This is a genomic window from Paenibacillus sp. FSL R5-192 (assembly GCF_000517845.1).
Lineage (GTDB): Bacteria > Bacillota > Bacilli > Paenibacillales > Paenibacillaceae > Paenibacillus > Paenibacillus amylolyticus.
Map to the genome: position 1 here is coordinate 42286 of NZ_ASPR01000007.1, position 26249 is coordinate 68534.

General features: G+C 45.9%; 29 protein-coding genes, 1 rRNA gene and 1 riboswitch. Of the genes, 2 read left to right on the top strand and 28 right to left on the bottom strand.

Annotation, left to right across the window (positions count from 1 at the left end; translation table 11 throughout):
* Positions 1-52 precede the first annotated feature (52 nt).
* The 14 genes from C161_RS04515 to C161_RS04580 all read right to left on the bottom strand — a co-directional run bounded on the left by C161_RS04515 (position 53) and on the right by C161_RS04580 (position 13017).
* Entirely contained in the window at positions 53-1006 is a 954-nt protein-coding gene (locus C161_RS04515; RefSeq protein ID WP_017691370.1) for a ribose-phosphate diphosphokinase, read from the bottom strand.
* Between the two features lie 101 nt (positions 1007-1107).
* Entirely contained in the window at positions 1108-2499 is a 1392-nt protein-coding gene (gene glmU / locus C161_RS04520) for a bifunctional UDP-N-acetylglucosamine diphosphorylase/glucosamine-1-phosphate N-acetyltransferase GlmU (protein ID WP_442789424.1), read from the bottom strand.
* A 77-nt stretch (positions 2500-2576) separates the two neighbouring features.
* Positions 2577-2771 carry a hypothetical protein gene (locus C161_RS04525; protein WP_124118801.1) on the bottom strand — a complete coding sequence of 65 codons (195 nt, stop codon included), beginning with the start codon at positions 2769-2771 and terminating at the stop codon, positions 2577-2579.
* An 83-nt stretch (positions 2772-2854) separates the two neighbouring features.
* Positions 2855-3139, bottom strand: coding sequence for a septation regulator SpoVG (gene spoVG, locus C161_RS04530; protein WP_017691372.1), 285 nt, complete (start codon positions 3137-3139; stop codon positions 2855-2857).
* A 188-nt stretch (positions 3140-3327) separates the two neighbouring features.
* The gene (purR, locus tag C161_RS04535) at positions 3328-4155 is read right to left on the bottom strand and encodes a pur operon repressor (RefSeq protein WP_017691373.1); all 828 of its coding nucleotides are present in this window, start codon (positions 4153-4155) and stop codon (positions 3328-3330) included.
* Positions 4156-4252: 97 nt separating this feature from the next.
* The gene (gene ispE / locus C161_RS04540; RefSeq protein WP_036668482.1) at positions 4253-5107 is read right to left on the bottom strand and encodes a 4-(cytidine 5'-diphospho)-2-C-methyl-D-erythritol kinase; all 855 of its coding nucleotides are present in this window, start codon (positions 5105-5107) and stop codon (positions 4253-4255) included.
* A gap of 149 nt (positions 5108-5256) precedes the next feature.
* Positions 5257-5433: a small, acid-soluble spore protein, alpha/beta type gene (locus C161_RS04545; RefSeq protein WP_017691375.1), complete on the bottom strand. Its 177-nt coding sequence runs from the start codon at positions 5431-5433 to the stop codon at positions 5257-5259.
* 257 nt (positions 5434-5690) lie between these two features.
* Positions 5691-5966 carry a biofilm formation stimulator Veg gene (veg, locus tag C161_RS04550; RefSeq protein WP_017691376.1) on the bottom strand — a complete coding sequence of 92 codons (276 nt, stop codon included), beginning with the start codon at positions 5964-5966 and terminating at the stop codon, positions 5691-5693.
* A gap of 153 nt (positions 5967-6119) precedes the next feature.
* The gene (gene yabG / locus C161_RS04555; protein WP_017691377.1) at positions 6120-7016 is read right to left on the bottom strand and encodes a sporulation peptidase YabG; all 897 of its coding nucleotides are present in this window, start codon (positions 7014-7016) and stop codon (positions 6120-6122) included.
* A 59-nt stretch (positions 7017-7075) separates the two neighbouring features.
* Complete coding sequence (gene rsmA, locus C161_RS04560; RefSeq protein ID WP_100528122.1) at positions 7076-7978, bottom strand: 16S rRNA (adenine(1518)-N(6)/adenine(1519)-N(6))-dimethyltransferase RsmA; 903 nt, start codon at positions 7976-7978, stop codon at positions 7076-7078.
* A gap of 4 nt (positions 7979-7982) precedes the next feature.
* The gene (gene rnmV, locus C161_RS04565) at positions 7983-8528 is read right to left on the bottom strand and encodes a ribonuclease M5 (protein WP_036668473.1); all 546 of its coding nucleotides are present in this window, start codon (positions 8526-8528) and stop codon (positions 7983-7985) included.
* 155 nt (positions 8529-8683) lie between these two features.
* Positions 8684-9868, bottom strand: coding sequence for a 3D domain-containing protein (locus C161_RS04570; protein WP_036606128.1), 1185 nt, complete (start codon positions 9866-9868; stop codon positions 8684-8686).
* A gap of 273 nt (positions 9869-10141) precedes the next feature.
* A riboswitch (cyclic di-AMP (ydaO/yuaA leader) is annotated at positions 10142-10395 on the bottom strand.
* Between the two features lie 241 nt (positions 10396-10636).
* Positions 10637-11407 carry a TatD family hydrolase gene (locus C161_RS04575; protein WP_179087975.1) on the bottom strand — a complete coding sequence of 257 codons (771 nt, stop codon included), beginning with the start codon at positions 11405-11407 and terminating at the stop codon, positions 10637-10639.
* Positions 11408-11739: 332 nt separating this feature from the next.
* Positions 11740-13017, bottom strand: coding sequence for an HD domain-containing protein (locus C161_RS04580; RefSeq protein ID WP_036606129.1), 1278 nt, complete (start codon positions 13015-13017; stop codon positions 11740-11742).
* Positions 13018-13334: 317 nt separating this feature from the next.
* On the opposite strand from C161_RS04580, the gene C161_RS04585 reads away from it, so the two are divergent.
* On the top strand, positions 13335-13589 hold the full coding sequence (locus C161_RS04585) for an AbrB/MazE/SpoVT family DNA-binding domain-containing protein (protein WP_024633700.1): 255 nt from the start codon (positions 13335-13337) through the stop codon (positions 13587-13589).
* 282 nt (positions 13590-13871) lie between these two features.
* On the opposite strand, the gene rsmI is transcribed toward C161_RS04585, so the two are convergent.
* The 12 genes from rsmI to C161_RS04650 all read right to left on the bottom strand — a co-directional run bounded on the left by rsmI (position 13872) and on the right by C161_RS04650 (position 23839).
* Complete coding sequence (rsmI, locus tag C161_RS04590) at positions 13872-14756, bottom strand: 16S rRNA (cytidine(1402)-2'-O)-methyltransferase (RefSeq protein WP_036668474.1); 885 nt, start codon at positions 14754-14756, stop codon at positions 13872-13874.
* Positions 14757-15536 (bottom strand): tRNA1(Val) (adenine(37)-N6)-methyltransferase, encoded by a 780-nt coding sequence (locus C161_RS04595; RefSeq protein WP_036668475.1) that lies wholly within the window; start codon positions 15534-15536, stop codon positions 14757-14759.
* 95 nt (positions 15537-15631) lie between these two features.
* The gene (yabA, locus tag C161_RS04600; protein WP_017691386.1) at positions 15632-16000 is read right to left on the bottom strand and encodes a DNA replication initiation control protein YabA; all 369 of its coding nucleotides are present in this window, start codon (positions 15998-16000) and stop codon (positions 15632-15634) included.
* Positions 16001-16028: 28 nt separating this feature from the next.
* Positions 16029-16829 (bottom strand): PSP1 domain-containing protein, encoded by an 801-nt coding sequence (locus C161_RS04605; RefSeq protein WP_017691387.1) that lies wholly within the window; start codon positions 16827-16829, stop codon positions 16029-16031.
* A 117-nt stretch (positions 16830-16946) separates the two neighbouring features.
* Positions 16947-17918: a DNA polymerase III subunit delta' gene (holB, locus tag C161_RS04610; protein WP_036606132.1), complete on the bottom strand. Its 972-nt coding sequence runs from the start codon at positions 17916-17918 to the stop codon at positions 16947-16949.
* Positions 17919-17927: 9 nt separating this feature from the next.
* The gene (locus C161_RS04615; RefSeq protein WP_036668476.1) at positions 17928-18371 is read right to left on the bottom strand and encodes a YaaR family protein; all 444 of its coding nucleotides are present in this window, start codon (positions 18369-18371) and stop codon (positions 17928-17930) included.
* 342 nt (positions 18372-18713) lie between these two features.
* Positions 18714-19043 carry a cyclic-di-AMP receptor gene (locus C161_RS04625; RefSeq protein WP_017691391.1) on the bottom strand — a complete coding sequence of 110 codons (330 nt, stop codon included), beginning with the start codon at positions 19041-19043 and terminating at the stop codon, positions 18714-18716.
* Between the two features lie 61 nt (positions 19044-19104).
* Complete coding sequence (tmk, locus tag C161_RS04630; RefSeq protein WP_017691392.1) at positions 19105-19752, bottom strand: dTMP kinase; 648 nt, start codon at positions 19750-19752, stop codon at positions 19105-19107.
* A 217-nt stretch (positions 19753-19969) separates the two neighbouring features.
* Positions 19970-20662 carry an LrgB family protein gene (locus C161_RS04635; protein WP_051449580.1) on the bottom strand — a complete coding sequence of 231 codons (693 nt, stop codon included), beginning with the start codon at positions 20660-20662 and terminating at the stop codon, positions 19970-19972.
* Positions 20632-21060, bottom strand: coding sequence for a CidA/LrgA family protein (locus tag C161_RS04640; RefSeq protein WP_051449581.1), 429 nt, complete (start codon positions 21058-21060; stop codon positions 20632-20634). The genes C161_RS04635 and C161_RS04640 overlap by 31 nt, the downstream gene beginning before the upstream one ends.
* Before the next feature lie 509 nt (positions 21061-21569).
* Positions 21570-23396, bottom strand: coding sequence for an aminotransferase class I/II-fold pyridoxal phosphate-dependent enzyme (locus C161_RS04645; protein WP_036668479.1), 1827 nt, complete (start codon positions 23394-23396; stop codon positions 21570-21572).
* Between the two features lie 257 nt (positions 23397-23653).
* Positions 23654-23839 (bottom strand): sigma factor G inhibitor Gin, encoded by a 186-nt coding sequence (locus tag C161_RS04650; RefSeq protein WP_017691396.1) that lies wholly within the window; start codon positions 23837-23839, stop codon positions 23654-23656.
* A gap of 500 nt (positions 23840-24339) precedes the next feature.
* Here C161_RS04650 and C161_RS04655 point away from each other — a divergent pair, with 500 nt between their 5' ends.
* Positions 24340-24864, top strand: coding sequence for a hypothetical protein (locus C161_RS04655; protein WP_036606136.1), 525 nt, complete (start codon positions 24340-24342; stop codon positions 24862-24864).
* Positions 24865-25520: 656 nt separating this feature from the next.
* Here C161_RS04655 and C161_RS04660 read toward each other — a convergent pair.
* Positions 25521-25961, bottom strand: a complete 441-nt coding sequence (locus C161_RS04660) for a hypothetical protein (protein WP_017691399.1) — start codon at positions 25959-25961, stop codon at positions 25521-25523.
* Positions 25962-26173: 212 nt separating this feature from the next.
* A 5S ribosomal RNA gene (gene rrf, locus C161_RS33480) occupies positions 26174-26249 on the bottom strand; the annotation flags it as partial.

A 26249-nucleotide genomic window follows, 5' to 3' on the forward strand; every position in this document is an offset into this window, starting at 1 on the left:
TTTTCCATTGAACCGGAAAACGTAACCCCTCTACTACTTTATGCAGACATCCTTATTCAATTTCAAATAGCTTGCTGATTGACAATTCCTCATGAACCCGGATAATCGCTTCTCCGAGCAAAGGCGCTACAGACAACACTTTGAGTTTGCTTGTCGGATTAGCATGCGTAATTGGAATGGTATCCGTTACGATGACTTCCTTCAATGGTGCATTCTCCAAACGTTCCATCGCAGGTCCGGACAATACCGGGTGAGTACAGCACGCGTATACTTCTTTTACGCCGCCTTCCATCAGAGCATTCGCTCCCAGTACAATCGTTCCCGCCGTGTCAATAATGTCATCGATCAGGATAGCTGTTTTACCCTCGATGTTACCGATAATGTTCATCACTTCGCTCACATTTGGCTCAGGACGACGTTTATCGATAATCGCCAGGGGTGCATTCAGGAAATCAGCCAGTTTACGTGCGCGCACTACGCCACCGTGGTCAGGCGACACAACAACCGGATTTTCGATCTGTTTCGACCGGAAATATTGAGCCAGAATTGGCACGCCAAGCAAATGGTCGACTGGAATGTCGAAGAATCCCTGGATCTGCATTGCATGCAAGTCCATCGCGATGACACGGGTTGCACCCGCTTTTTCAATCAGGTTAGCAACCAGTTTCGCTGTAATTGGGTCACGTGAACGTGCCTTACGATCCTGTCTTGCATAGCCATAGTAAGGAATAACGACGTTAATCGTCTTGGCAGATGCCCGTTTGAGTGCATCAATCATAACGAGCATTTCCATCAGGTTATCATTAACCGGCAAGCAAGTGGACTGCACGATATAAACGTGACAACCCCGAACACTCTCGGAGAGTTTCACTTGAATCTCGCCATCACTAAAGCTGGTTGTGTGAGATTCACCCATAGGGATCCCGATATAATCAGCAATTTGATGGGCGAGCTTGGGGTTAGAATTGCAAGTAAATATTTTTAATTTCGAATCAAAATAAGTCATAAAATAAAAACCCTCCGTGCTGGTTCATTGGAATCAATAAGCGTCTGCGACATGTCGGCACCTCCCCGATCTTCGGGAGGCAATCTTGTTATCAAAACCCCTTATTGGGGTTTGGCATTTTGTTTCTTGGCTTTGGCACGTCCGCGAATCTTCTCCGCATAACCAGGTTTATTCTCCTGACGTGGACGAGCAATGGCCAGATCATTCTCGGGAACGGAATGGGTAACGGTGGAGCCAGCAACCACATAAGCACCTTTTCCTACCGTAATTGGTGCAATCAGATTGACGTTGCTGCCTACAAAAGCATCATCTTCAATCGTTGTCACAGCTTTATTATAACCATCATAATTGACAGTTATTGCCCCGCATCCAACATTTACGTTTTTCCCTACTTTGGCATCTCCAATATAGCTGAGATGAGATACTTTGGAACCTTCATCAATTGTAGCATTTTTCACTTCAACAAAGTCACCAATTTTTACGTTGCGACCCAGTCTAGTCCCTGGACGCAAATTAGCAAATGGACCAACCGTTGCATCAGAACCAACCTCGGCATTGGATACTACCGAATGTTTAATTGTAACTCCGTCCTGAATAACGCTGTCTTCCACATCTGCCTGAGGACCAATATGACATGCTTCACCAATGGAAGTTGTGCCTTTGAGGATCGTCCCCGGATACAGAACTGTATCTGATCCAATCGTAACATCCGCTCCGATATATGTCGATGAGGGATCAATGATTGTCACACCGTTCAACATATGGCGTACGGCAAGACGTTCACGCATGAAGGCTTCGGCTTGCGAAAGTGCAAGTCGGTCGTTAACCCCGATGGATTCTGCGATGTCATCCGACATGTAAGCTTCAACCACTTCTCCATCATTGCGGAAAATGCCAACTACGTCTGTGAGATAATACTCTCCCTGAGCGTTCTGGTTCGTCACTTTTTCCAAGGCAGCGAACAATTTTGCATTATCGAAACAGTATGTGCCTGTGTTAATCTCATTCACAGCATCTTCCATCTCTGTGCAATCCTTTTGTTCCACAATCCGTTGTACAGATCCATCTTCTCCGCGAATGACGCGGCCATAACCTTTGGGATTGTCCAACTGAGCCGTAAGAACTGTGGCTGCTGCTCCGCTGCTCTCATGCAGCTTCATCAGACCTTCCAACGTCTCACTGGTCACAAGCGGTGTATCTCCACATACCACAATTGTAGAGCCTGTTTCGCCGCCAAGCAAAGATTTAACCTGCTTCACTGCATGACCTGTACCCAATTGTTCTGCCTGGAGTGCATACTCTGCTCTGGAACCCAAAAATGACTGCACCGCTTCGGCACCATGACCGACTACAACTACACTGCGTTCAACGCCTGCGCTGAGTGCTGCATCCAGCACATGTCCAACCATAGGTTTACCGCATACGGGATGCAGTACTTTGTACAATTTTGATTTCATTCGTTTTCCTTGCCCTGCGGCAAGAACGATTGCCATTCGTTTCAAAATTAACGACCTCCTGTTCTGAAAATCCCATTGAAATGCATTGCTGATATATATCCAATGAGTATCGTTCAGCCGGCTTCAAGCCGGTCCTGTTCATCGCCTGCTGTCTCTGTAATCACACGTAACAACGCGGACACCAACGAATCGTGACCTATATGTATACGCCGTGTACCTGCGAGCTTAACCGAATCCCAATGATTCCTAAGATGCCGCCCTGCCACCAAGCGCACGATGCGCTTTTTGTTCTCTGCTAATAAACTCAATACTGAATATATCTTATTCCGGTCAAAAAGAAAAGAGAGCCATAAGACATGGCTCTCTTTTCCTTCGAACCCCAATAATGTTCTCAGGCACCTTCTTCAATGACTTCTTCCTCAGTTGCCGCACGATCGTATTCAGTCAAAACTGCTGCCTGAATCTTCTCACGCGTACCGGAAGAGATCGGGTGGGCGATATCACGGAACTCTCCATCAGGAGTACGTTTGCTCGGCATAGCAACAAACATTCCGTTGTTACCATCAATGACACGAATGTCATGAACGACGAATTCGTTATCGATGGTAATGGATGCGATAGCCTTCATTCTCCCCTCCGAGTTAACACGGCGGAGTCTGACATCCGTAATTTGCATGTGTGTGTTCACCACCTTTTTCCATCAGAACTTGGTGTATAATTCCACACAGCATATACGAACTCCTTCTTTTTATAACCACAAAAATTTCCTAATTTCAGGAATTTTTTTATTTAATACACAATTCGACAACGTTAGTGCCAGGTCGATGGAAAAGACCTTTTAACGACATAACATTCGTCATCTTTCTACAGGTCAAAATAGTTGCCAGGCTTGACGGAAATCTGTCTGCTCTTGGCATCAACCGCTGTCAGTTTCGCCAGAGATACGTAATCTGTTAACAGGCGTTCTTCTGAATCTACAGAACCAGATTCCACCAGTACCCCTACCCCGGCTACTGTAGCATTAAACTCGGCCAAAAGATCGATCATTCCTTGCACCGTACCCCCGGCCTTCATGAAGTCATCCACAATAAGTACCCTGGAATGCTCACGCATCGCCCTGCGGGACAGGGACATGGTATGCAGACTTTTATGGGACCCGGATACATAATTGATACTTACGGCCGATCCTTCTGTAGCCTGATGGTCCCTGCGTACGAGCACGACAGGCAGGTTGAGCTGGGCACCGGTTGCATAAGCCAATGGAATTCCTTTGGTTTCTACCGTCATAACCACATCAATATTCATATTGCCAAAGGCCGTTGCAAAAATCTTGCCGGCTTCATTCATCAATGCGGGCTGACCAAGCAAGTCGGACATGTACAAGTATTCTCCAGGCAAGATCCGATCAGGTTGCGCGAGCTGGGTCGAGAGCCGCTCCGCAAATGCCAATGCCAGTTCTCGGGATACCTTCGGAATCCATCTTACTCCCCCGGCTGCTCCAGCCAGTGTATGCAGTTCTCCTGACCCACCTTCTTCGAACACTTCTTTGATAATCGCTAAATCTTCACTAATTGAAGACTTTGCGGCACCATAACGTTCGGCAAATGTGGTCAACGGAATAACCGTATGCGGTCTGGACAATAAGTATTGCGTCATTTCAACCAGCCTTGCGCTTCGTTTTAACTTCTTCACAGAGATCCATCCTCACGATCACGGAAACATCCAAATCCGAATAATTATTTAAGAATATAACACCTTTATACGTGTTTGTACATTATAAAAGCGAATTTTACGTTAACATACGTACAGCGTACACTTCTTTACAGAACCCACGCAGACCATTGTATATCCGGGCAACCTTGGATTCTTTGGAAACCAGACCAAATACCGTTGGACCGCTACCAGACATTAACACGCCGTCTGCACCCAATCGAATCATGGCATCCTTCAGATGCTGAACTTCCGGATACAGCTTCAACGTCACATCTTCAAGCACATTGCCCATCTGGTCACAGACTTCCGTAAATGATTGATTGCGTATAGCCTGCTCCATTTTAGTTGCACTCGGATGACGAACAATCTTGTCACTGCGGAACCTTCCGTACACATCGGCTGTAGACACATTAATCGGAGGCTTGGCCAGAATTACCCAGCATTGCGGCGGATTAGGAATGGGAGTTAACTTCTCACCACGGCCTGTAGCGAGTGCAGTCCCTCCTGTGATACAGAATGGAACATCCGACCCGAGTTCAGCTCCAAGCTCCTGCAGTTCGTGATCCGGTATATTCAACCGCCACAGACGGTTCAATCCACGCAGCGTTGCTGCTGCATCACTGCTGCCGCCGGCAAGACCAGCTGCAACTGGAATCTTTTTATCCAGATGAATATGGACGCCCGTACGCACGTTATAGCGCTCCTTAATGAGTCTGGCTGCCTGGAAAGCCAGATTCTTCTCGTCGAGCGGGATATAACCTGCCTGACTGGAGATGAAAATAGTATCTCGCGGCAGCTCCGACATTTCCAGCCGATCAGCCAGATCGACCATGGTCATGATCATTTCAACTTCATGGAATCCATCGCTTCTTTTATGTAAAACGTCCAGCATCAAATTAATTTTAGCAGGCGCTTTTTCGTAAATTTTCAAGGCGTTCACCCGTCCTCACCTTTTCCCTAAGACAACTTAACATATTATATCAAAATGGGGCTGTCAAGTCATTTGTATTCCGCATCTAAGGGGAAAAAGCGGGGTTGTTCCTGACGGATTTCCCCGCTTTTCAGTCTGCTTGAAACGGATTAAGATTTGCGCGCAGCCTGTTCAGCAAGTTGAATTGCACGTTTTACCATGTTTCCTGCATCCTTGGCTTTAATTCCGCCCCAGCCTTCCTGTTGCACCGTATCATAGAAGCCCAGATCTTTCGCGAGCTCATTCTTCAGATCCTCTGACATGACACTTCTTCTTCTGCGACTCATGAACCATCCTCCTCCAAAGTATCCTTCATAATGTGATGAGTTCGTTGTTCGTTCACGTTTTGGACATTTTGTCACCAGGCTATATTCAGTTTCCTGCATTGCTTAAGAAACTGTCCCTTCACCTGTCCATATAGTATGCCGCGACCGTTCCTCGCTCATTCCTGAGTATGTATGGGTTACGATAGAGGGTGAATTGATGTTTAAAGAAAACAAAAAAGCGATCCGCCTTGTGGGGCGAATCGCCTGTAAATCGATACTTACGTCTCCATATAGGAGCTATGCGTCTGGCTGCCCGGGTCATAAACCATGACTTCCACCGATTCCGTAAGTATATCCGCATAACTATAAGATACTCGCTTGAAGGTTTCTTGCTCCTCATCAAGCTTAACAATAAAAACAGAAGGGTACGTTTCTTCCAATACACCCGTACGCTCAATGGTCTTACGGCGGCCACCATTAGCCCGCAACATAATTTTCTGACCAATATGTGCATCGAGATTGCGTTTGATATCCAACAGCGTGTTTTTAGCCATTGTCGACGACCACCTCTTTTCTTGTCCATTATACCGGATTTTACAGTCATTGTCAAATCAAAACTAATTATTATATCAGCATCAAAAAGTTGTTGTCAATGAATTTTTTTGCAAACAAAAAAAGCCCCAAATTGGGACTTTAAATGGCCTACATCAGACTGCCGACGGGTTCACTTTTAGCGTAGATAAATCATTCAGCCCAGGCAGACCTACCCGGTAACTCCCCCGTGTCTCGACACCACCCACACCCTGGCTACCACTGATGGTATTGTGCAGAACATCACTCATGTTGACCGTATCGCGCACAGAAGTAAAGGAGGCCTTGGCTGCCACATAGACCGGATCAAGTGCATGAATGAGAATTCTGCCTGGGGAACTGGCAAAGTTCGCTCCAGCGCGCAACAGTGCCTCAAAATGGGACTGACAGGCCCCTGCAACAATAGTGAGGGCGTCCAGATGGCGTTCATATTGTCTGGCCACCTGAATGGCCGATACAAAATTTTGCGAGTTCTTGTAGCTACCAAGACTATATAAGTCATAGGGCTGACGTGTCTTTAACACCCCATCATGACCCGTAATAACTACGATATCCGGACGTACTTTGGGTAATAAGCGGTATAAGGTATCTGCCATTGCCGATTCATGGACATACTGTCCCTCTGCGGGTACACGAAGTTGCTCATAGAGATCCATACTTTTTTTCAAATAGTTCGGATCTCCATCCAGATGAAGCACCTTTCCAGGCATTTCAAAATAAGCCGGTTCCTGCTGGGCAGACCAATCCTGTACCAGACCTTCACGATTCCGCTCAGCCTGTTCCATACGATTCTGCTGCAGACGGGACAGGGTCTGATGTGCTTTAATATGCGCCTGTCTGGTCTTGGCGCTTTGTGGTTCGTAGGGAACCTGTATCAAATCGTCCACCGGGGAATCGGCAATCAGCCGGAACTCAGTCCCTTTAATGACCGCAGCATCCAACTGGAGGCCTTCCACCCGAAAAGTCACATCGCCGCCGTATGACTTCCGAACGACCAAGTCTCCGATATTCATCAACGTAATCACCTCTACCCCATCGTATGGGCAAAGACCCGGTTTGGTTCATTCAAATTTTACAGCGCTGCACGTACCCCTGCTTCCCACATTACGGTGCTGAGTGTGGCATACTCTTGCAGACTCAATGTCTCTCCACGTCGGGAAGGTTGAATACCTGCCTGCTCCAGCAGAATGTCTGCCTGTTCCCGGTTCTCCTTTGTGAAGAAACGTGCCTTCAAATTGTTTGAGATTGTTTTTCTCCGCTGGGCAAAAGAAGCCTGTACCACTTCGAAGTAGTGTGCTTCATCCGGAATCTCCACTGGTGGTTGCTCACGCACTTTCAGCTTAATGACAGCTGATTCCACATTAGGTTGCGGAATGAAGACCGTAGGAGGCACAATACACACAAGTTCCGGCATACTGTAGTACTGAACTGCGATGCTTAGACTACCGTAGTCTTTTGATCCTGGTGCAGCAGCCATGCGTTCAGCCACTTCTTTTTGGATCATGACAACAATGCTGTCTACCGGCAGCTTCTCTTCCAGCAGTTTCATCATGATTGGAGTCGTTACATAATAAGGCAGGTTAGCCACAACACTGACTTTGTCCACGGATGCAAAATCCGTATTAAACAACTCAGCCAGATCAAGCTTCAGCACATCCCCATGATGAACACGTACATTCGAATAAGGCTGCATCACTTCTCCCAGGATTGGGATTAAGCGCTGGTCAATCTCTACGGCTGTGACGGGACCGGCTACCCGAGCCAGTCGCTCCGTGAGGGCTCCAATACCCGGCCCGATCTCCAGTGCGCCCTTGGACTCGTCCAGATCGGCTGCATTAACAATTTTGTTCAGTATATTTTGATCGATCAGAAAGTTCTGACCCAGACTTTTCTTAAATGAGAATCCGTGTCTTTGAATAATCTCTTTCGTACGCTTGGGCGTTGCAATTTCAATCGTCTCTTCCATGTTCTTCATATGCTCACAATCCTTCACGTTCAATTTGCGCTAATGCTGTAGAGAACTCTTCCCGTGTAATCTGAAATACACTGAGGCGTTTGTGGAACTGCTTACCGTTACAATAACCGATGCCCAGCAGATTGCCCATCTCCATGCGACGTGCAGCAGCCTGCGGATGCACAATAAGTCCTGCCGCGATCAGGTCCTCCCAATCGATCAGGCTCGGAGCACCTTCGTATGAAGTATGTACGCGCGCCAGAGCATGACGGATCGCCTCTGGTGAGGCATTCTCCACCCCAATGTCCCCTTTGCGCGTTGCATCGGCTTCCGGAATGAAGGCATGTTTGCAGCCTGGCACCTTGTTCGCAATAATTTTTCGAATGCGTTCGCCAGCATGATCCGGATCTGTCAGTACAATGACTCCCCGTCTCTCCTGAGCAAGCGCAATCCGCTTCAGAATGCGTTGGTTGATTGCTGATCCACCTGTTTCTATGGTATCGGCTTCCACGGCCCGACGGATAGCTACCGTATCGTCACGGCCTTCCACCACAATGATTTCTTTTATCATGTTCCATTTCTTCCTTTCTAACGCAAAAAGAAGAGGAATATCCTCTTCTCTGCCAAACGGCGGGGGAGACTGAATTCAGACTCCTCCGCCGCATATTCCGCATGAATCATTCATGCAACTATTTTATAGCATTCCCATTTCAAAGTAAAACGATTTTAGTTCGCTTCCGGCTTCACCGGACCGATCACGTAGACCGTCTTGCCTTTCTTACGTCCAAAATTCAGGGCATGCTTCACACTGTCATAATACACATCAATTTTGTTGCCTTTAATGGCACCGCCTGTATCTTCCGCACGACGGAATCCCAGACCTTCGATATATACCCACCAGCCAATTGGAATGACTTTGGGATCAACCGCAATGGTGCGTCCTTCCGTTACACGAGTACCGGAAGCTGTTTTAGTTCCAATGCCAGGCTCTTCGGAAGAGTAGGCAGTCATGGATACATTTTTAAGTACTTTGGAGTATTTAAAAGAAGTCCCGGATACGGTAATCACTTTGCTGCCCGAGGCAGATGTTTTCTTCGAGTTCGTTGTTGTAGCCTTTTTGGTTGTTGACGTTTGAGCCGATACGGTCTGAATCTCAGGTTCTTTCACGACCGGTTTTGCTTTGGTGCCGACAGCGATCACTTTATCTACACGATTATTCGCGACAGATTTGCCGACCATTTTTTTGGAGACCAATTCTCCATCCTGAAATACCTTTTCGATATGCTGCACAATTGTGCCTTCTTTGCCGTTCACAACGACACGGTTATCCCCTTTGTATAAGCTAGGGTCAGCCGTTTTAATGACTTTGTAAGCGATCGGTTGCTCTACTTCCACTGTACGCTTTGTTACGCGCACTACACGGATCTTCATCTCCGCTTTGATCGCAGTTCCAAGCGCCGGATACACTTTATCATTACTTTCAACTTGAATACCTGATTTTTGAATTGCATCTTCTACCGATGAATCGGTTGTATACAGAGTCTTGGTGTCTCCGTCTGCCGTAATGTTAACTGGAACGGCCCGCTCAATAACGATTCGGTCTCCATCTGTAATCGCCCCATTCATGGACATGGATACCTTATCGTGAGGGCTGACTGTGATCGACTGCTCCTCCAGCATTTCCTGAAGCATTCCTGTACGAGTCTCTACCACCTGAGCTTTGCCATCAATAACCAGCGAAATTTGTTTCCCGGCCTGACCGTAAACGACTAACAAGATCATGATTGTAAGCGCAATTGAGAAAATCGCGATCAATGCCATTTGACGCATGTTCTCATGCTTCCACCGCAACGCGAAAGACTTACTGGATGATCGTGACTCATGGGTCTCTTCTGGTTGGAATGTGCCCACTTCTCCGTCCTCCTTCATAGCCTCGCCGTCTAAAGTAATGCATGATGTCTTTGACGTGACTATACCAAATTTTCTACAGAACACAGATTGGACCAACATAATCCGATTCTGCACCATGAATCAATCTTCGCAACATGATGTCATCCTCCTGAATACCTACCGTATGATGACAATATTTCTTTTATTCAAAAACAAAAAAGCCAAAGAAAGAGTGTAAGAGGAACTCTTCCGTGGCTTCCGAATGATTCTGAATATCGGAAATTCATGCACGAGGTTGCCTCTCTTTTTCCGCTTGCGAGGTTAGCTGTCGGGTTCGGGCGAAAGAGAGCCGCCCTATCTTGGGTCACCCGCTCATGGCGGACGCCCTTGAATTCACCCCGAGACCCAAAGAAGAAATCAAATACGGCTTCGCAGTTCCCTTCGCTGCTTTTGGGTCAGCGAACGTTGCGCATCGGCCAAATACACCGATGTTTAAGCCCTATTGGTTCCCCCGCTCTCCGATAACGGAGACTCAGCGAGACTGATTCATGAAAGTAATGTTGTTTCATCGGAAAGTGTCCCTTTGTTCATCCCCCGAACATCTGTCCAATTTTCCGCACAACAATTCACTGAAAAGATGATATCCTGTTTTGATGCATGTTGTAAAGCGTTGATCAAGTACGTTTTTCTGAATATTTGGTTAAAATATTGTAATATTCTTGATTTATTTGGATCAAAGGGCAAATTACCTCCGCTTACCTGCCTTTTTCACCTCATTTGCTCGTTTTTTTAACGAATCCCAAATCGTTCCATGGCATTTTTGGTTGTTATTGCAGCAATTTCCTCCACCGAAATGCCTTTAATTTCCGCAGCTGCCTCTGCAACCAGACGTACATGCGCTGTCTCATTTCGCTTCCCACGATAAGGGTGAGGTGTCAAATATGGAGCATCTGTTTCAATGAAAAAACGGTCCATAGGAACCTTCTCCAGCACCTCTTTGGGCTGCTTTGCATTTTTGAATGTGATCGGTCCTCCGAAGGAGAGATGGAAGCCCATATCGAGACAACTTTTTGCTGTTTCCCAGCTGCCTGAGAACGAGTGCATCACACCACCAACTTCACCCGCTTTCTCTTCACGCAAAATTCTTATGATATCCTCATGTGCATCCCGATTATGGATGACAATTGGCATGTTCACTTCACGCGCCAAAGCAATTTGTTGTCGTAATACGCGATGCTGTATTTCTTTTGGTGAAGTATCCCAGTGATAATCCAATCCAATCTCACCGATCGCAACCACTTTTTCATGCTTGCATAAAGATGCAATCCACTCCAAATCGCCCTCCTGCATTGTGATCGCATCTACGGGATGCCACCCTACAGCTGCATATATAAAGTCATATGTTTCAGCGAGTTTCATTGTGGTTGGAATTGTCTCCCGGTTAAAGCCAATGTTGATCATGCGACCAACTCCTGCATCCACAGCACGCTGAATCATGTCCTCGCGGTCCTCGTCGAATTGTGGTGCATCCAGATGTGTATGTGTGTCGAACAGCATCATGTCTGTATCTCCCTTCATGTCGAAATAACGACTATCTTCTTTTTCAAAATCCAATTTGTAAAATTCAATAATTCAATGACTCATACATAAAACATTTTGGGTATCTGTGTATTACATCATTACGTTTGTTTCTTCACAACTACAATATATAGAAGATATACAGATATTCTGATCTATATATTGCTAATTGTGCTCATTCTGCCTGCTTGCATTTACAAAATTATGTCGATCTACATATACTCCCCATTAAAGCAGATTACTGTATCATGAAAAATAGCTCTTTTAGAAAGTGTTTTGATATCGAAATTCTTCATCGGATTATACCCACACGATTACAAGAAATAGGGGCGTATATGTGACGGTAATTCGTGAATAATCGCATCCACCTTGTTTTGCGGGTAATACAAATGATGTTTCCCTCGGTGAAGCCCACTGATGGAACGGACAATGTCAGATACTTCTGACAACTCACGTAAATTGTCCTGTCGATCCAGAAGAAGAATCTGCTTATCTGTGGATTCATCCGGACGAAACACATCATACGGATTATCCGAAGGAAAATCAATTTCAAGATCATATTCGGGATCGAGGCCAGCCTGTACAAAAGCTTCCCGAATCTCTTCCATCATTGTCAAGTCGACCTGTTCAAGCTCTACATACTTATATAACTTGCGATCCATAAAACGTTCGCATAACTCACTCAGAACAGTATCGTCCTCCTTGCGCCACTGCGTAAATGCCGTCTGAATTAATGCTTCATCCAACTGCAAATATTCATCCACGGATAATTCTCCTTCAAATAGTTGAGGGAGTGGATCAATCATGAAGCGGAATTGAAAACCATGTTGTAGGAGTGTTTTCGCTCGCTTGAATATTTGCCGCAATATAATTTCAGAACTACGAGTTACCGGATGGAAATAAATCTGCCAATACATCTGATACCGAGACATTAGGTAATCCTCCACAGCATGCATGCCTGACTCCTTGACTACAATCCGCCCATGATAAGGACGCAGCATCCGAAGGATACGATCAAGGTCAATCGTGCCGTAATTTACACCTGTAAAATAGGCATCCCTGAGCAAATAATCCATTCGGTCTGCATCAAGCGGACTGGTCACCAAGTTCACCACAATCGGCTTTTCATACGTTTTTTGAATGACAGACGCTACTTTCTCAGGAAAATCAGGAGCATACCGTCTTAAGATCGCCCCTACTTCGGTATCACCTGTAATAATGCGACAAGTCCAATCTTCGTGATTCATGTCAAAAGCTTCCTCGATGGAGTGAGAGAATGGCCCATGCCCGAGATCATGAAGTAGAGCTGCACACAGTGCTACAATCTTTTCTTCCTTCGGCCAATCCGAATAATGACTTCTTTCAAATTGAGAGATGATCTTGCGTGTGATCTCATAAACACCTAGTGAATGTGAGAACCGACTATGCTCTGCTCCGTGAAAGGTAAGGTAAGAAGTACCTAGTTGACGAATCCGGCGTAAACGCTGAAATTCCGGGGTGTTAATTAACTGCCATATAACCGGATCTTGCACGTGGATATAATTATGTACCGGATCTTTGAATACTTTCTCTTCCGTTAAACGTTGTTCCATGTCGACTCACTCCTTTAATTTCTTTTATATTAACGCTTTGAGCTCTGCGATTCACCTAAGATTCGACACCATATGACGAACTTTGTCGAATGAAGTAGTTTTGTCGTTTTCCAAATCGACAAAGCTGACATTGAGGTTTAAATGCGAAAAATGGCTTCCAATCCCTTACCACCAGTAACCTTGTGAAAAACAGCCTTAATTTTAAGCTAATTTTAAGGTTGACTGATTTGGGAATCGTTGGTATGATGAGTATCATAAAACATAAAATAATGTCGAATAATGACAAAGATAGTTAGCTGAGAGGAGCACTGATTATAATGATGAAATCAACAGGTATTGTAAGAAAAGTGGACGAACTGGGACGGGTAGTTATTCCAATTGAATTGCGCCGTACGCTCGGTATTGGTGAAAAAGATGCTCTGGAAATCTACGTTGACGGCGAGCGCATCATGTTGAAAAAATACGAGCCTGCTTGTATCTTCTGTGGTAATGCAGAGAACGTTACTTACTTCAAAGGTAAAATTGTTTGTAACGAATGTATTTCCGAAATCCCTGCACCTGTGACAAAATAAGAAAAACCAGGTATACTGGACTTATCTAAATTGTTATTTCTAACCTTTTTAATATTCCTTAATGACCTTCCCGGTGTGAACCCCACCGCGGAAGGTATTTTTTTGCCTTGTTATGGGTTCCATTACCCAAAATGATTCTGTCACACGCGAACTGGGAGAGAACGATGAAATTTGTTCGGAATTTTTTTTAGCCACTCTGCTCTTTTTAATATTCCACTAAGGTTGGATATAAGCTTCTTTTCAGGTTATGTTCCCCACAACAGAAGATATTTGGTTAGATTACTACTCGATTAATGCATTATATACATCACGCTTCGCCAGACCGCGATCGGCAGCCGTTTTTTTCATTGCATCTTTGCGGTTATGTCCTTCACCCTCATAATGGCTGACATGATCCGCGAGTGACATGAGCTGCCACCATGCTTCGCGCTCAGCCTTACGCTCCTCTTCCTTAATGCCTTCTACCAGCAAGCAGTACTCGCCAAGAGGTGGATGTTCTTCAAGCCAGTCTATGCATTCCCTCACAGTACCCCTTGCGAATTCCTCATGACGCTTGGTTAGTTCACGAGCCAGGACAATCGAGCGATCACCCAGAATTTCTTCAAGGTGGACTAATGTTTTCCGAATACGGTGAGGCGATTCATAAAATAACAAAGTCCCGTTGGATTCGTCAAAAGCCTCCAGCACTTTTCGCATGTCCTTTTTCTCCCGCGGCAAAAAACCGCCGAATGTAAAACGCTCCGTCGGTAATCCGGACACGATCAGAGCAGACAACGCAGCATTGGGCCCCGGGATGGGAATGACCGTTATTCCGGCTTCCAATGCAAGCTGTACAAGGTCAGAACCAGGGTCCGAAATGGCTGGCAAACCGGCATCGCTGACGAGTGCCAAATTTTTTCCTTCTATTATATAGCGTATCAGTTCAGGTCCACTCGCCCCCTTATTATGCTCATGATAACTAAACAGCATCGAAGGTGTAATTTCAAAATGGGTAAGCAGCTTTCGGGTCTGGCGTGTATCTTCTGCTGCAATGATGTCACAACTCTGCAATGTCTTGATGGCACGGAAGGTCATATCCTCCAGATTACCAATGGGTGTTCCAACCAGATAGAGCTTGCCTGATCCTTCAGGCTGCTCCGCATAGCTTTTTTGAATATGCAAAGTCATCTAAAGCCCTCCTTTCGTAGTACGCTCAGCATGTTGCTGACCATAGTAAATATCCATAATCTCTTCGCAGTATTTCCCCTCTTCATTGTAGACAATGAGTGGAGGAAGCATCCTAACTTCGGGTTTACCATCTTTCATTCCTTCAATTAACACCATGTTGGCTTCCAGATGAGCACGGGGATGTACCATCCGAATCCGTTTTGGTTCCAGCTTATATTCGCGCATGAGCGAGATAATCTCTGCAAGGCGCTGCGGACGATGAACCATCGATACTTTGCCGCCATTACGTACAAGTCGACTGCACGCCTGAATCACTTCTTCCAGGGTACATCCGATCTCATGACGTGCCATTGCCTGATGTGTGTTCATCTTGAGATCACTGCCATTCAGAGGCATGTATGGAGGATTAACCGTTATTGCATCGTATACAGCATGTCCTGTTTCTTTCACGAGTTCTCGCAAATCACCTTCACGAATCAGAATCGATTCATCCAATGCATTTAATTGCACACTGCGACGCGCCATATCAGCCAAACGTGGCTGAATCTCGATCCCTTCCAGACTAGCCTGCGTACGCGTTGTAAGCAGAATGGGAACCACCCCGTTACCCGTACACAAATCAAGTACACGACCCCGTTTAGGTACGGAAGCAAACCGGGCTAATAATACGGCATCCATCGAAAAACTAAACACTTCATCACTTTGAATGATTCTCAGATCATGAGAGAGCAGATCATCAATCCGCTCTGACTCATGTAACACAACTTCATTTTCTTCCATATGTTACGCTCATCCTCCGGTACTCTATATCTCATGTTCGTTTAGTTTAGGTTTATAACCTTGAAAAAAAACCGTAGGGGATCCCTACGGTCACTTCATTTATTCAAAAAAGACAGGCAGAACAGACAATCGCCTTCCGTCCGCAAATGACCATAATAGACGTTGCAGATATGGAAGCCTTCGTGATACAACCGAGCCAGATTATCATACCCTTCACCCACAACATCCTCGCCTGTAGCCGGACCTGCCGGTCTTGCTACAGGAGCGAGTGCTGAGGAGATCGGCAGATCTGCCGGTGCCTCACGTTTGAGCAGTTTGCGTAACTGCTCATTCTCGATGGTAAGCCGCTGATTATCCTCAAGCAGCTCCTTCACAATCATTTTTAACTCTCCTAAATCACCGTGCAACTGACCCAGTTGGGTTTCCATTTCATGAATGTGCGTAAACAGATTTTTCTTTTCCAAGTTTCCACCCCGAAGCAACCTTTATGGTTTACTTGATAACGACGTCATCCAGCGGAAGTTCTTTGACTTTACTGATGTCGAACAGTTGAACATGGACTGTGCGGCTACCGGCATTAATTCCGACAACTTTTCCTTCACCCAATGAGGTGACGACCAATTTGCCTACAGCTGGCAGTTCTTCTCTCACACTTTCATAGTTATCATGCTCAAATTTCAGACAGCACATGAGTCTTCCGCACAACCCTGAAATTTTCGTCGGATTCAGTGACAGGCTCTGATCTTTAGCCATCTTGATTGATACCGGCTCAAAGTCTCCCAGCCAGGAAGAACAACACAACACACGGCCGCAAGGTCCGATTCCGCCAAGCATCTTCGCTTCATCACGTACACCAATCTGTCTCAGCTCGATTCGTGTCCGGAATATGCTTGCCAGATCCTTGACCAGCTCCCGGAAATCAACTCTTCCTTCAGCTGTAAAATAAAATATAATTTTATTGCGATCAAACGTAAATTCCACATCGACCAGCTTCATTTTGAGGCCATGGTCTTTGATTTTATTTAAACAAGTACCGAATGCTTCTTTGGCTGCACGTTTGTTCTCATCAACCACACGGGCATCTGTATCGCCCGCAACGCGGATGACTTTCTTCAGCGGCAACACCACATCGGACTCGCCCACTTCCTTCTTACCTACGACAACCTTACCGTACTCAACCCCCCGCGCTGTCTCCACGATAACGCAGTTTTCTTTCTCAATGGGAAGGTCCAGGGGATCGAAGTAATAAATTTTGCCCGCTTTTTTGAAACGGACACCCACTACACTGTACAAAAAATTAACCCCCTTGTAAGCCAACCCCACTTCGTCTGAAGCCCCGTCTTCTTAGGGAACCGGCCGAAGTTATAACCGTTTGCATATGATTGGAGCTAACTTTGCCCTCTCCCAGTCTTATGCCAAACCGATCAAAAATTGCTCCAGACAAAGCTGGCCATTGACGTTGAAACGCAATTTTTTTCTGCATGCTGCGGCCATATCCATATAGGAGACCCACTGCTCTGTGCTGCGGGTATGTGCCAACTGAGATAACATGTCTAACTGATCTATAAAAACGATATGTTCATGCCTATCGTACTGAACATACAGCATGTCCCTAAACCATAGATGGAACAAACTAAGCAGCATGTCCAGGTGTTCAGAGAGTCCGGTTTTAAAAAGCTTCTGCTGTGCAGAGATCAATGATGTACTTCCTCTACCCAGGGACTCCTTCCCTAATTGTAACATTACGTTTCTAATTTCTGCAAACCAATTCTGCTGGAGAATTTCTCTACATGCTTCCAATCCTGACGCTAAATGGACGGCAGAGCGAGCCAGATTGGCAGGATGCCCTTCCTCAATTAGTGATTGCAGCATCTCTTCCGGATTCAGTGCGCTGAACGGTACCAATTGGGAGCGTGAGCGGATCGTTGGCAACATGGCCTGTCCATTATCTGTAATCAGGATGCCGACTGCTGGTACCTGCGGTTCCTCCAGAAATTTGAGCAAACTGTTTGCTGCCTGCACCGTCATTTTCTCGGCTTGTTCTATAATATATACTTTGGGATGGCCTGCCTCTGATCGGTATGAAAAGATACGTTGCAGATCCCGGATTTGATCTATTTTAATGTTGTTTCCATCTGGTGCAAGCATGGTTAGATCCGGATGGTTACCATGATCTACCTTACGACATTCAAGACACTGCCCACAAGCGTCATCTTCAAGCTCTGTACAGAATATTGCCTTGGCAAAGGTAATTGCCGTCTTCCGTTGCCCGCTACCAGCTGGACCGCTAAACAAATACGCATGGCTTATTGCCTTACGTCTCAAACTGCTTTGTAACATTTTCTTGGCCGCTTGTTGACCCATAATCTGTTGAAAGGACATACTTCCTCCTCAGAAGCTTAAATTAATAAGCATCCCCCGAATTTCCCCTACTTGTTGTAATAGAGAGATTTTTCCTTCTTCTGTATCCAGCAATTCATCAGCCATGGATAACAGAGCGGAGTCAATTTCATCAATCAGCTTATACCGCTTACCTCTGCCACGACGATCCCAACCCCTTGTCTCTTTCATGGATACACCGCGACGAACGGTCTCTTCCAGGAACCTTTTAACAAGTTGCTTATACGCCTTCAGTTCACGAATCGTCATGGAACGTACCAAGCGATCTCCCTGAAGCTGGATTTCACTAAACCGGCGATTCAGTTCAGCTTGTGAGGCCCGTTCCCCCTGGTGATTCATCATATCAGAGAAATTTTTGGATTGAACCGGTTTGGAACCTGAATCAGTAGAACTGATCCCGCTCTGAATCGGTCTGAATCCAGGATTGATTTTCATGGATACGCCCGCTTTCTATCATAGTTAGCCAATCGCCCATCAGCACAGTGCGCGTTGCGCCTGTGCGTGAGAATGAGGCTTTTATATATGCTGATCACACTCTATATATAATGGTAGATACACATCACCATCAAGGACTTGTTCTTTGTAGTCAACCTCTTTCCGAAAGGAACCATTCCCAGCTGGGAAATGCTCATCCGGAAAGAGTATGCTGATTCTTCTCATCAAGAAAGGCGTTCCGTAAGTGGCACGCACGAACTCTGTTAACTCTTCTTGCATCCATCGTTTCCAACATGCTATCGATCATGAAGGACCCTCATGGGATCCATGCAATAGGTTTAATTAGAAATGTTCGAAGCGATCTACCGGGAGAACAAATACAGTAGCTCCGCCTACTTGAACTTCAACAGGTAGCGGCAGGTAAGAGTCGGTTGTTCCACTCATCGGTGTGACCGGAGTCACGAGCTGTTCACGAACCTTACAGCTGCTGCGAATGACGTTCATTACGGATTCGACTTGACCATCATCGACACCGATCATAAACGTCGTGTTGCCTGCCTTCAAAAATCCGCCCGTACTGGCAAGCTTCGTCGCCCGAAAGTTTGCTTTGACCAATGCGCTGGATAATCGGTTGCTGTCTTTATCCTGTATAATCGCAACAATCAGTTTCATCCTGCATAACCTCCTTTAGAATAAGCACCTTTATCAAATGCCCTGTCTATATATTAGACAATTACTCGTCAAAATCCTTCAAAATCCCTGTCTCCAGCGACAAAATCATTGCTGCCAAGACATCCTCCTGCTTCATGGAAGCATCGATAACTCTGATTCGTTCCGGGAACTGCTCTTTTAATAGGAAGTAACCCTCTCGCACTTTACGGTGAAACTCCAGATTTTCCAGATCCAGACGGTTCACTTCGCGGCCATCATGAGCATCGATCCGGGCAAGCCCCACTTCAGGCTCAATGTCCAGATATAAGGTCACATCCGGCATGAGATCACCAATCGCAAAACGGTTAATGGCCCATACATTCTCTATCCCGAGTCCACGGGCGTAGCCTTGATAGACCAGACTGCTATCGACAAATCGGTCACAGATGACTGCTTTTCCAGCTCTCAGCGCAGGCTCTACTTTCTCCGCCAGATGCTGGCTGCGTGCAGCTGCATACAATAGCGCTTCGGTTCGAGCATCCATTGCCGTATGAAGAGGGTCCAGAATAATTGAACGTATTTTCTCCGCAATCTCAATTCCACCAGGCTCTCGCGTAACTACGTAAGGTATACCCCGTTCTTCAAAATAAGAACCTATTCTACCGATCATCGTTGTTTTACCGGAACCCTCTCCCCCTTCCAGCGTAATGAATTTACCTCTGCCCTGCATATGCTTCCCTGCTTTCTATGTCGATAATTGCATCTATTGCTGCTGTAATTGAATATGCTTAGACCCTCTTGCTACAAGATATGATATCCCCCGCCCAGAGGTGTATAGCTACAGCTATATCGGTACGTATTAATAACACCAAGATCATACAAGCTTGTTTCTTTCTATCATACTATAGGTCAGCGGTTACTCCAACATGAACAACAAAGTAAAGCGTTCAACCGTAGATAATCCATACCCATAATGGAAGCATAATTGATCCGGCAATAGCACTGACAATCATGGAAACTGAACTGAGGGCTACCGCATTCTCTCCATATTCAAAAGACCTTGCCATGCCGAGGGCATGAGATGCTGAACCCAGTCCAATTCCATAGGCATGTTTACTGCGGACCTTGGCCCATTTCAAGAGCATCGGCCCCAATAATATCCCTGAGAATCCTGCAATCATCACAAACAGCGATGTGAATGAGGCATTCCCCCCAACCTGATTAGCGAGTTGAATAGCCACAGGAGTTGTCACTGATTTTGGCAATAATGCGATGACCATCTCTTGCGGATAGCCGAGCAGAATGGCGATTAAAGCGCCTGTGGAGACACCTGTAATACTGCCTCCGATTGTTCCACCCACAATTGGAATGATATTTTGCTTCAGCACATGCAGATGTCTGGACAAGGGAAAAGCGAGCGATACGACTGCTGGTCCCAAAAGCTCCTGTATCCATTTTCCACCCAGCATGTAGGTATCCAGCTTTATACCGGAAATCACCAATATCAGAATCAGGATGGCAGTCGTTGTGAGTACAGGCATAAGTATCGGCCATTTCAGCCTTTTATATAGACGAGTGGCTGGAATATATACAGCGATGGTTAGCGCGATCATTCCAATTCCGAGGATGAATGCTGACAAGTGATCGCCTCCTTTTTACCTGAATGAGACGATCTCCATGTCATAAGCAACTCACTTAATTTGGCAGATATCAGACAGGTGATTAATGTGCTAACAATCAAACCAAGTACCAATAACAAGGTGTTGGCTCTAAAAAAATCAAAATGATTAATAATGCCCACAGTTGGGGGGATGAACAACAATTGCAGATGAGATTGAAGCCACGTCGACCCTTCTTCTCCCCAGCTCATTTTGATCCATCCCAGTTGAATGGTGACAAACAATACCATCATGCCCACAATACTGCCTGTTAATGGCAGATGTAATACAGCTTGAATCAAGTTGCCAATCCAATAAAAACCGTACATCAACAAAACTTGCAGGACTATTCCTGTATATTTTTTTAGCGGAATACCCAAAGTGTTCCCTTCTTTCTTATGTCTATCTATATAAGTTGAACTAAAGCGTGTCTTCAAACTGAATGTGTCTGGAGCAGGGCACGGAGCGGGAGGGCTAACGACCCTGTGACGTCTTATTCAGCGATTTGAAGCGCCCGCAGCAATCTAAGGAATCTGAAACACGGTATATTGGAATAACCAGCCGTTTACAGCGTGTTTGTTAGGTCAATATGGTTAATAACGTGTCTCAGGTTCCTTACAAAATAAAAGGAGGACTCGAAGGCTAAATAAGACGTCCTCGGTTTCTTAGAAAATCGTCTGGACAATTCGCCAGGATCAGCAATCCTTGACTTCAAGCTGTTGGACCCTGACATCCTTCAACGTATTGCATGCCTGATTTTGAAGACACACCCTAGCAACTAGATTAATGACCAAGAGACCCTCACATGTGTAGGGTCCAGTATCGCTATCCGTATTGGTCATATTGCCTACCTATTGGTGAATGCAATTCAGATCCTCATGTGTTCCCTTCATTCCTTCATAACCTTCAATGACTGTAGAGATGCATCGGATACCCCATGAAATTTTGCACCCTCATCCCGCAGGAGTTGTATACGAGCCACCATCGATGTACTAATACGTTCACCCGGATATACAAGCGGAATCCCTGGAGGATACGGGACTACCATCTCAGCTGATCGACAACCCGCGCTTTCTTCTATCGGGACATTGATCGTATCCGTCTCCACAATCGGTTGCAGTGTAAAGGAGATCGGTTCCGAGTAGTGAGTTTTTTCTTGTAAATTGTTCCACGTGGAAATATAATGCGCCGAATCTTTCGCAAGCCGATGAGATGACTCTGCATTGGATTGGACCTGCTCATGCCCATCCGCCGAGCTGATATGGTGTAAAGCCTGCAACAGGTGCTGCGCATCTTGCACCGTTGAGCCCAGGCTGAAGAGCAAGACGACGTACCGTTCGTCGCTCATCTCAGGCACACAGCCGCATGCTTCCAGCTGCTGCTGTAGCCCATAACCGCTCAGCACCCCTGCGCCGTCATAGATGACGGCCTTGAATGGGTCCTGAGCGGTATACCCCGCGGCAGATGGCATCGCCGCCGCGGTCAGGCCCTCCCGTGTCTGCTGCGCGGCGGACACGGACATGCCAGCCGGCTTCGCAGTTCCGGCTGGCGGTTCTGGCTGCAGCGGCTGTGCAGGCTGCAGCAACTGAAAGCGCGGCAGCTCCGCGAGGCCGCGCTTAAAGGCTTTCACGGCGGCGAGCCCCGCCGTGAATGTGTTCGCGCCCTGCACATGCAGCAGCCGGCGCGCCAGATCAAGCGAAGCCATCACGGGGTATGATGGGCTTGAGCTTTGCACCATGGCCAGACGCTGCCTTAACAGGGACCGGTTTAACCGTGGTCCCTGAATGTGCAGCATGGCACCCATGGTGAAGGCCGTCAGCATCTTATGTGTCGACTGCACGACACCGTCTGCTCCGCATGACAGTGCAGAGACAGGCAGCTCCGGATGCTGCCCATAATGCGCGCCATGCGCTTCATCCACGAGCAGTGGCATGCCAGCAGCGTGGCATACCTCGGCTATGGGCGTCAGATCAGCGCCCATGCCGTAATAATTGGGCAAAGTGACCAATACGCCCTTTGCCTCAGGATAGGACTGGACAGCAGCCTGAACCGTCTCCACCGACGGCATGACCGCAAGTCCAGACGCAGGATCGACCCACGGCTCCAGAAATACAGCTCTTGCTCCTGCCAGCATTAACCCGTGAATAACGGATTTGTGCACATTCCGTTGCACCAGTACAATACTGTTTGGCTCATCACACACGGTGAGCAGTAAGGACAGATTACCTGCTGTACTTCCTCCCACAAGGAAGAAACTCTCCTCCGCTCCAAAACAATCTGCCGCAAGCTCCTGTGCTTCCTGGATTACACCTTCCGGATGGTGCAAATCATCGGTGCCCGTGATCTCCGTAACATCCATCTCCATCATCTCCAGAAATGAACGCACCGGTACCAGTTCTAATTCCGAGTGAGCCCCTTCAACGCTGAGTCGTTCCACGCTCTCCAGATCAGCCTCATGTTCACCCACCGAACTGAAACGCTCTACCTTCTGGTTAACATTCTTTTCTCCATTATTCTGAATCTCACCGTTGTGCAGGTGTTCCTCATTGACGATATCCTTAACAGGAAATTGTCCTGCTTCTGTTTGTTCCAGCAAATGTCGGTAAGCTTGTCCATTCTTATGCCCAGGCACATGAAAAGAACGCTGCTTCGAATCACGATACGCAAGCAACGCTTCATATAAAGGGGCACCACTTAATTTATTTTTATGTTCCATGAAATAACCATCCTGTACATATATTATGTGCGTCCTATGCGCTTTAAAATGCTTCCTAATCCAAGGAACGCACTTCTTCCCCATCTCCACACGCGTTACTGCAAATGATCTATACCATTATATCAGCATACGCCTTCCCAAGATGGCATACAAGACAATCTCTCCTCTTAAAAACAGAAAAAGGCCCATTGGGCCTCTATACACATCAGCATCGTTACAATGTGATGTTTCGCTTCTACTTCTATTAGCAACATTTATTATGCGTTTTTTTGTACCCAAATTTGCTTCATTTGATGAATAAAATAATTGTACTTGGCATCCTGCGCGTCGGTATGAACCATTTCTGCTTCACAAGTGTCACATATGAATTCAGATACAATAAAAATGCCTTCTCTTTTTCTTTGCTCGCAGATAATACATGTGTGTTCGGCATGTTCTTCCATGAACCATCCCACCTTGTTTTACGTTTACTATCAGTATTGCACAGTTTCTATTATTTTAAACATTTTCATAGTGCTTTCTTTCTATAAAATATATATATTCGCCCACCCCCTCTTGGGTGTCTGTACCGAAAAATACATTCATTCTCCCTACAAGAACATTCACCTGCTTATGTATATACAGTAATCTTACAATCCATCGCATTTACCTCTACATCACGTATCCCATAGCCTGACACAAACTTATATTCAATTTCCTTAAAAAAACATGGAATCCCAGCCGATATATAATACATGATAACGATATCAAAGCCTGACAGTCCGTGTATTCGGGAGTATACTGAGATAAGCTCCGTCGAATCTCAATATCTTGTACAATCGTCATGGCGTGAGATACAAGGTTCATATATACATACATGTATGATTCATTCCCTTTTACTCGTGTAAGAACAATGAATACCTACCCCACACAAACGTGAATCCGAAGGAGGATATATAATCGTATGATCGCCGAACCGGAGAATAAAGCAACATTTTATCAATACCGGCTTCTGAAAAAAAAGGCTATCGCCCGCAGTGTCATTTACAGCTATCTGTGTCTGCCGGTCATCATGCTCTTATTCAATCTACTCGCATTCTCCTGGACTGGCCTCTTCTTTTTTGTACTGGCAGGTCCAATCACCATCTGGATTCATTATGTCATCGCCAGAACGATATTACTTCTGGTCCGTACCTCTTACGCCAAACGCTGGCGCTGGAATATGCGTATGCCCTGGTTAGGTTATATCCCTGATCAGCATTTTAGCTTCCGTATGTTTGTCCGGGTACACCTTAACATGAGCTGGATTGGGCTATGTATCATTACAGTATGTTTGATATGGTCGCCATTGTCCTTCACCCTCTCGCTGATCTTCTGGCATTTGTGGTTGCTGGGTCCTCGCTTGTATGTTGTAATGGTGCTCTCCCGTGAGCGCAAAGACGGACTCATCAAATTGAATGAACAAGATGTCTCATATTATCTGCAATAACACTCCCTCATTTATGCAATACTCAATGTACCTTACTTACTTGTAATACATAACCGCTGAGCCCTTCGAATAATCTGATGCAAAAACATAATCGTGTATCGTTCAGTTGACTCAGCCTCACATGCTCAAATAAAGGTTATCCACAGTGGATAACCTTTATTTATTGTTCCCTTCTCACCCATTATCCACAGCATGGGCATAGTTAAATGAGTTATCCCCACTCGTGGCTCCGTTCTTCTCCTCTTTTCCTCCCGCTGCTCCATATCCTCATAACCCCAGATATCTCGTAGATCTTACACCTTTGAGCGATCTCTCACTCAGTCTCAGCTCTATATGCCCTCAAGCTGCTTTCCATCAGCCATTCATTACCTCAATACCTTTATGCAACTTATATCTCTCCCCCTCTACTTTTAGCGCTCTACACTCCCCTATGCTTCAAGCACAATACCACCTATACATGGTACGGAAGAAACTACTCATTCCTTCCTTCTGTACCTTTATGACCTCTGATCCACCATACGTGATAGCTTCTTCCACCATTACTAAAGCCTACTTCGCTAAATAACAAAAAGCCCCCGATCGTACACGGGAGCTTTACTATATTATAAGGAACATCACAGCGTTAATTAATCATACCAAACCATACTTTAACCAGCTTAATCATCTTCAGCCAATGATTTAACTGTCGTTTGAGTAGCATCATTTCTAGGAACCATTAGTGTAAAGGAACCATCATGAACTGCTAAATGCACAGTATGTCCTTCCTTTGCAAATACACGCAAGGTACTGGATTCATTGGATGTACCCTTGGCTTGCCTCTCTGTCCAACCCCAGCTTTTAATCTCGTCTAGATATACCTCAGGCAAGCTAGTACTCTCACTAATACCAGACAGCGTATATCGAACATAATCCATATCCGAATTATTTTCAGACTGGTCAGATTTATTCGCTACTTTCGGCACCGGAAAACTCTTCTCGTTCACCGCGCCTTCATATGAAGTCCATACAGATCCTGAAGCTTCACCGCATCCTGCTAGAACAACGGTCAGACAAAGCAACAGAAATGATTGTAGTCCAAGTCTCCGCCAACTTAACACACACACCCTCCTTTTCACAGCTGCACATTCCAGCTCTGTGGTCAGGTACTTTTAGCATATTTAACATAGTCCTATTATACTGGTTTTGCCGCTGTTATCCGTAACAAAAATGTTACCTTCCAGTATCGATCATGTCAGAGCTTCCACTTATCATATTTAATTCTTATAAACAAATAAAAACCACCACCGAATAACATCGGCAGTGGTTCTTTGCTTGGCGGCGTCCTACTCTCCCAGGACCCTGCGGTCCAAGTACCATCGGCGCTAGAGGGCTTAACGGTCGTGTTC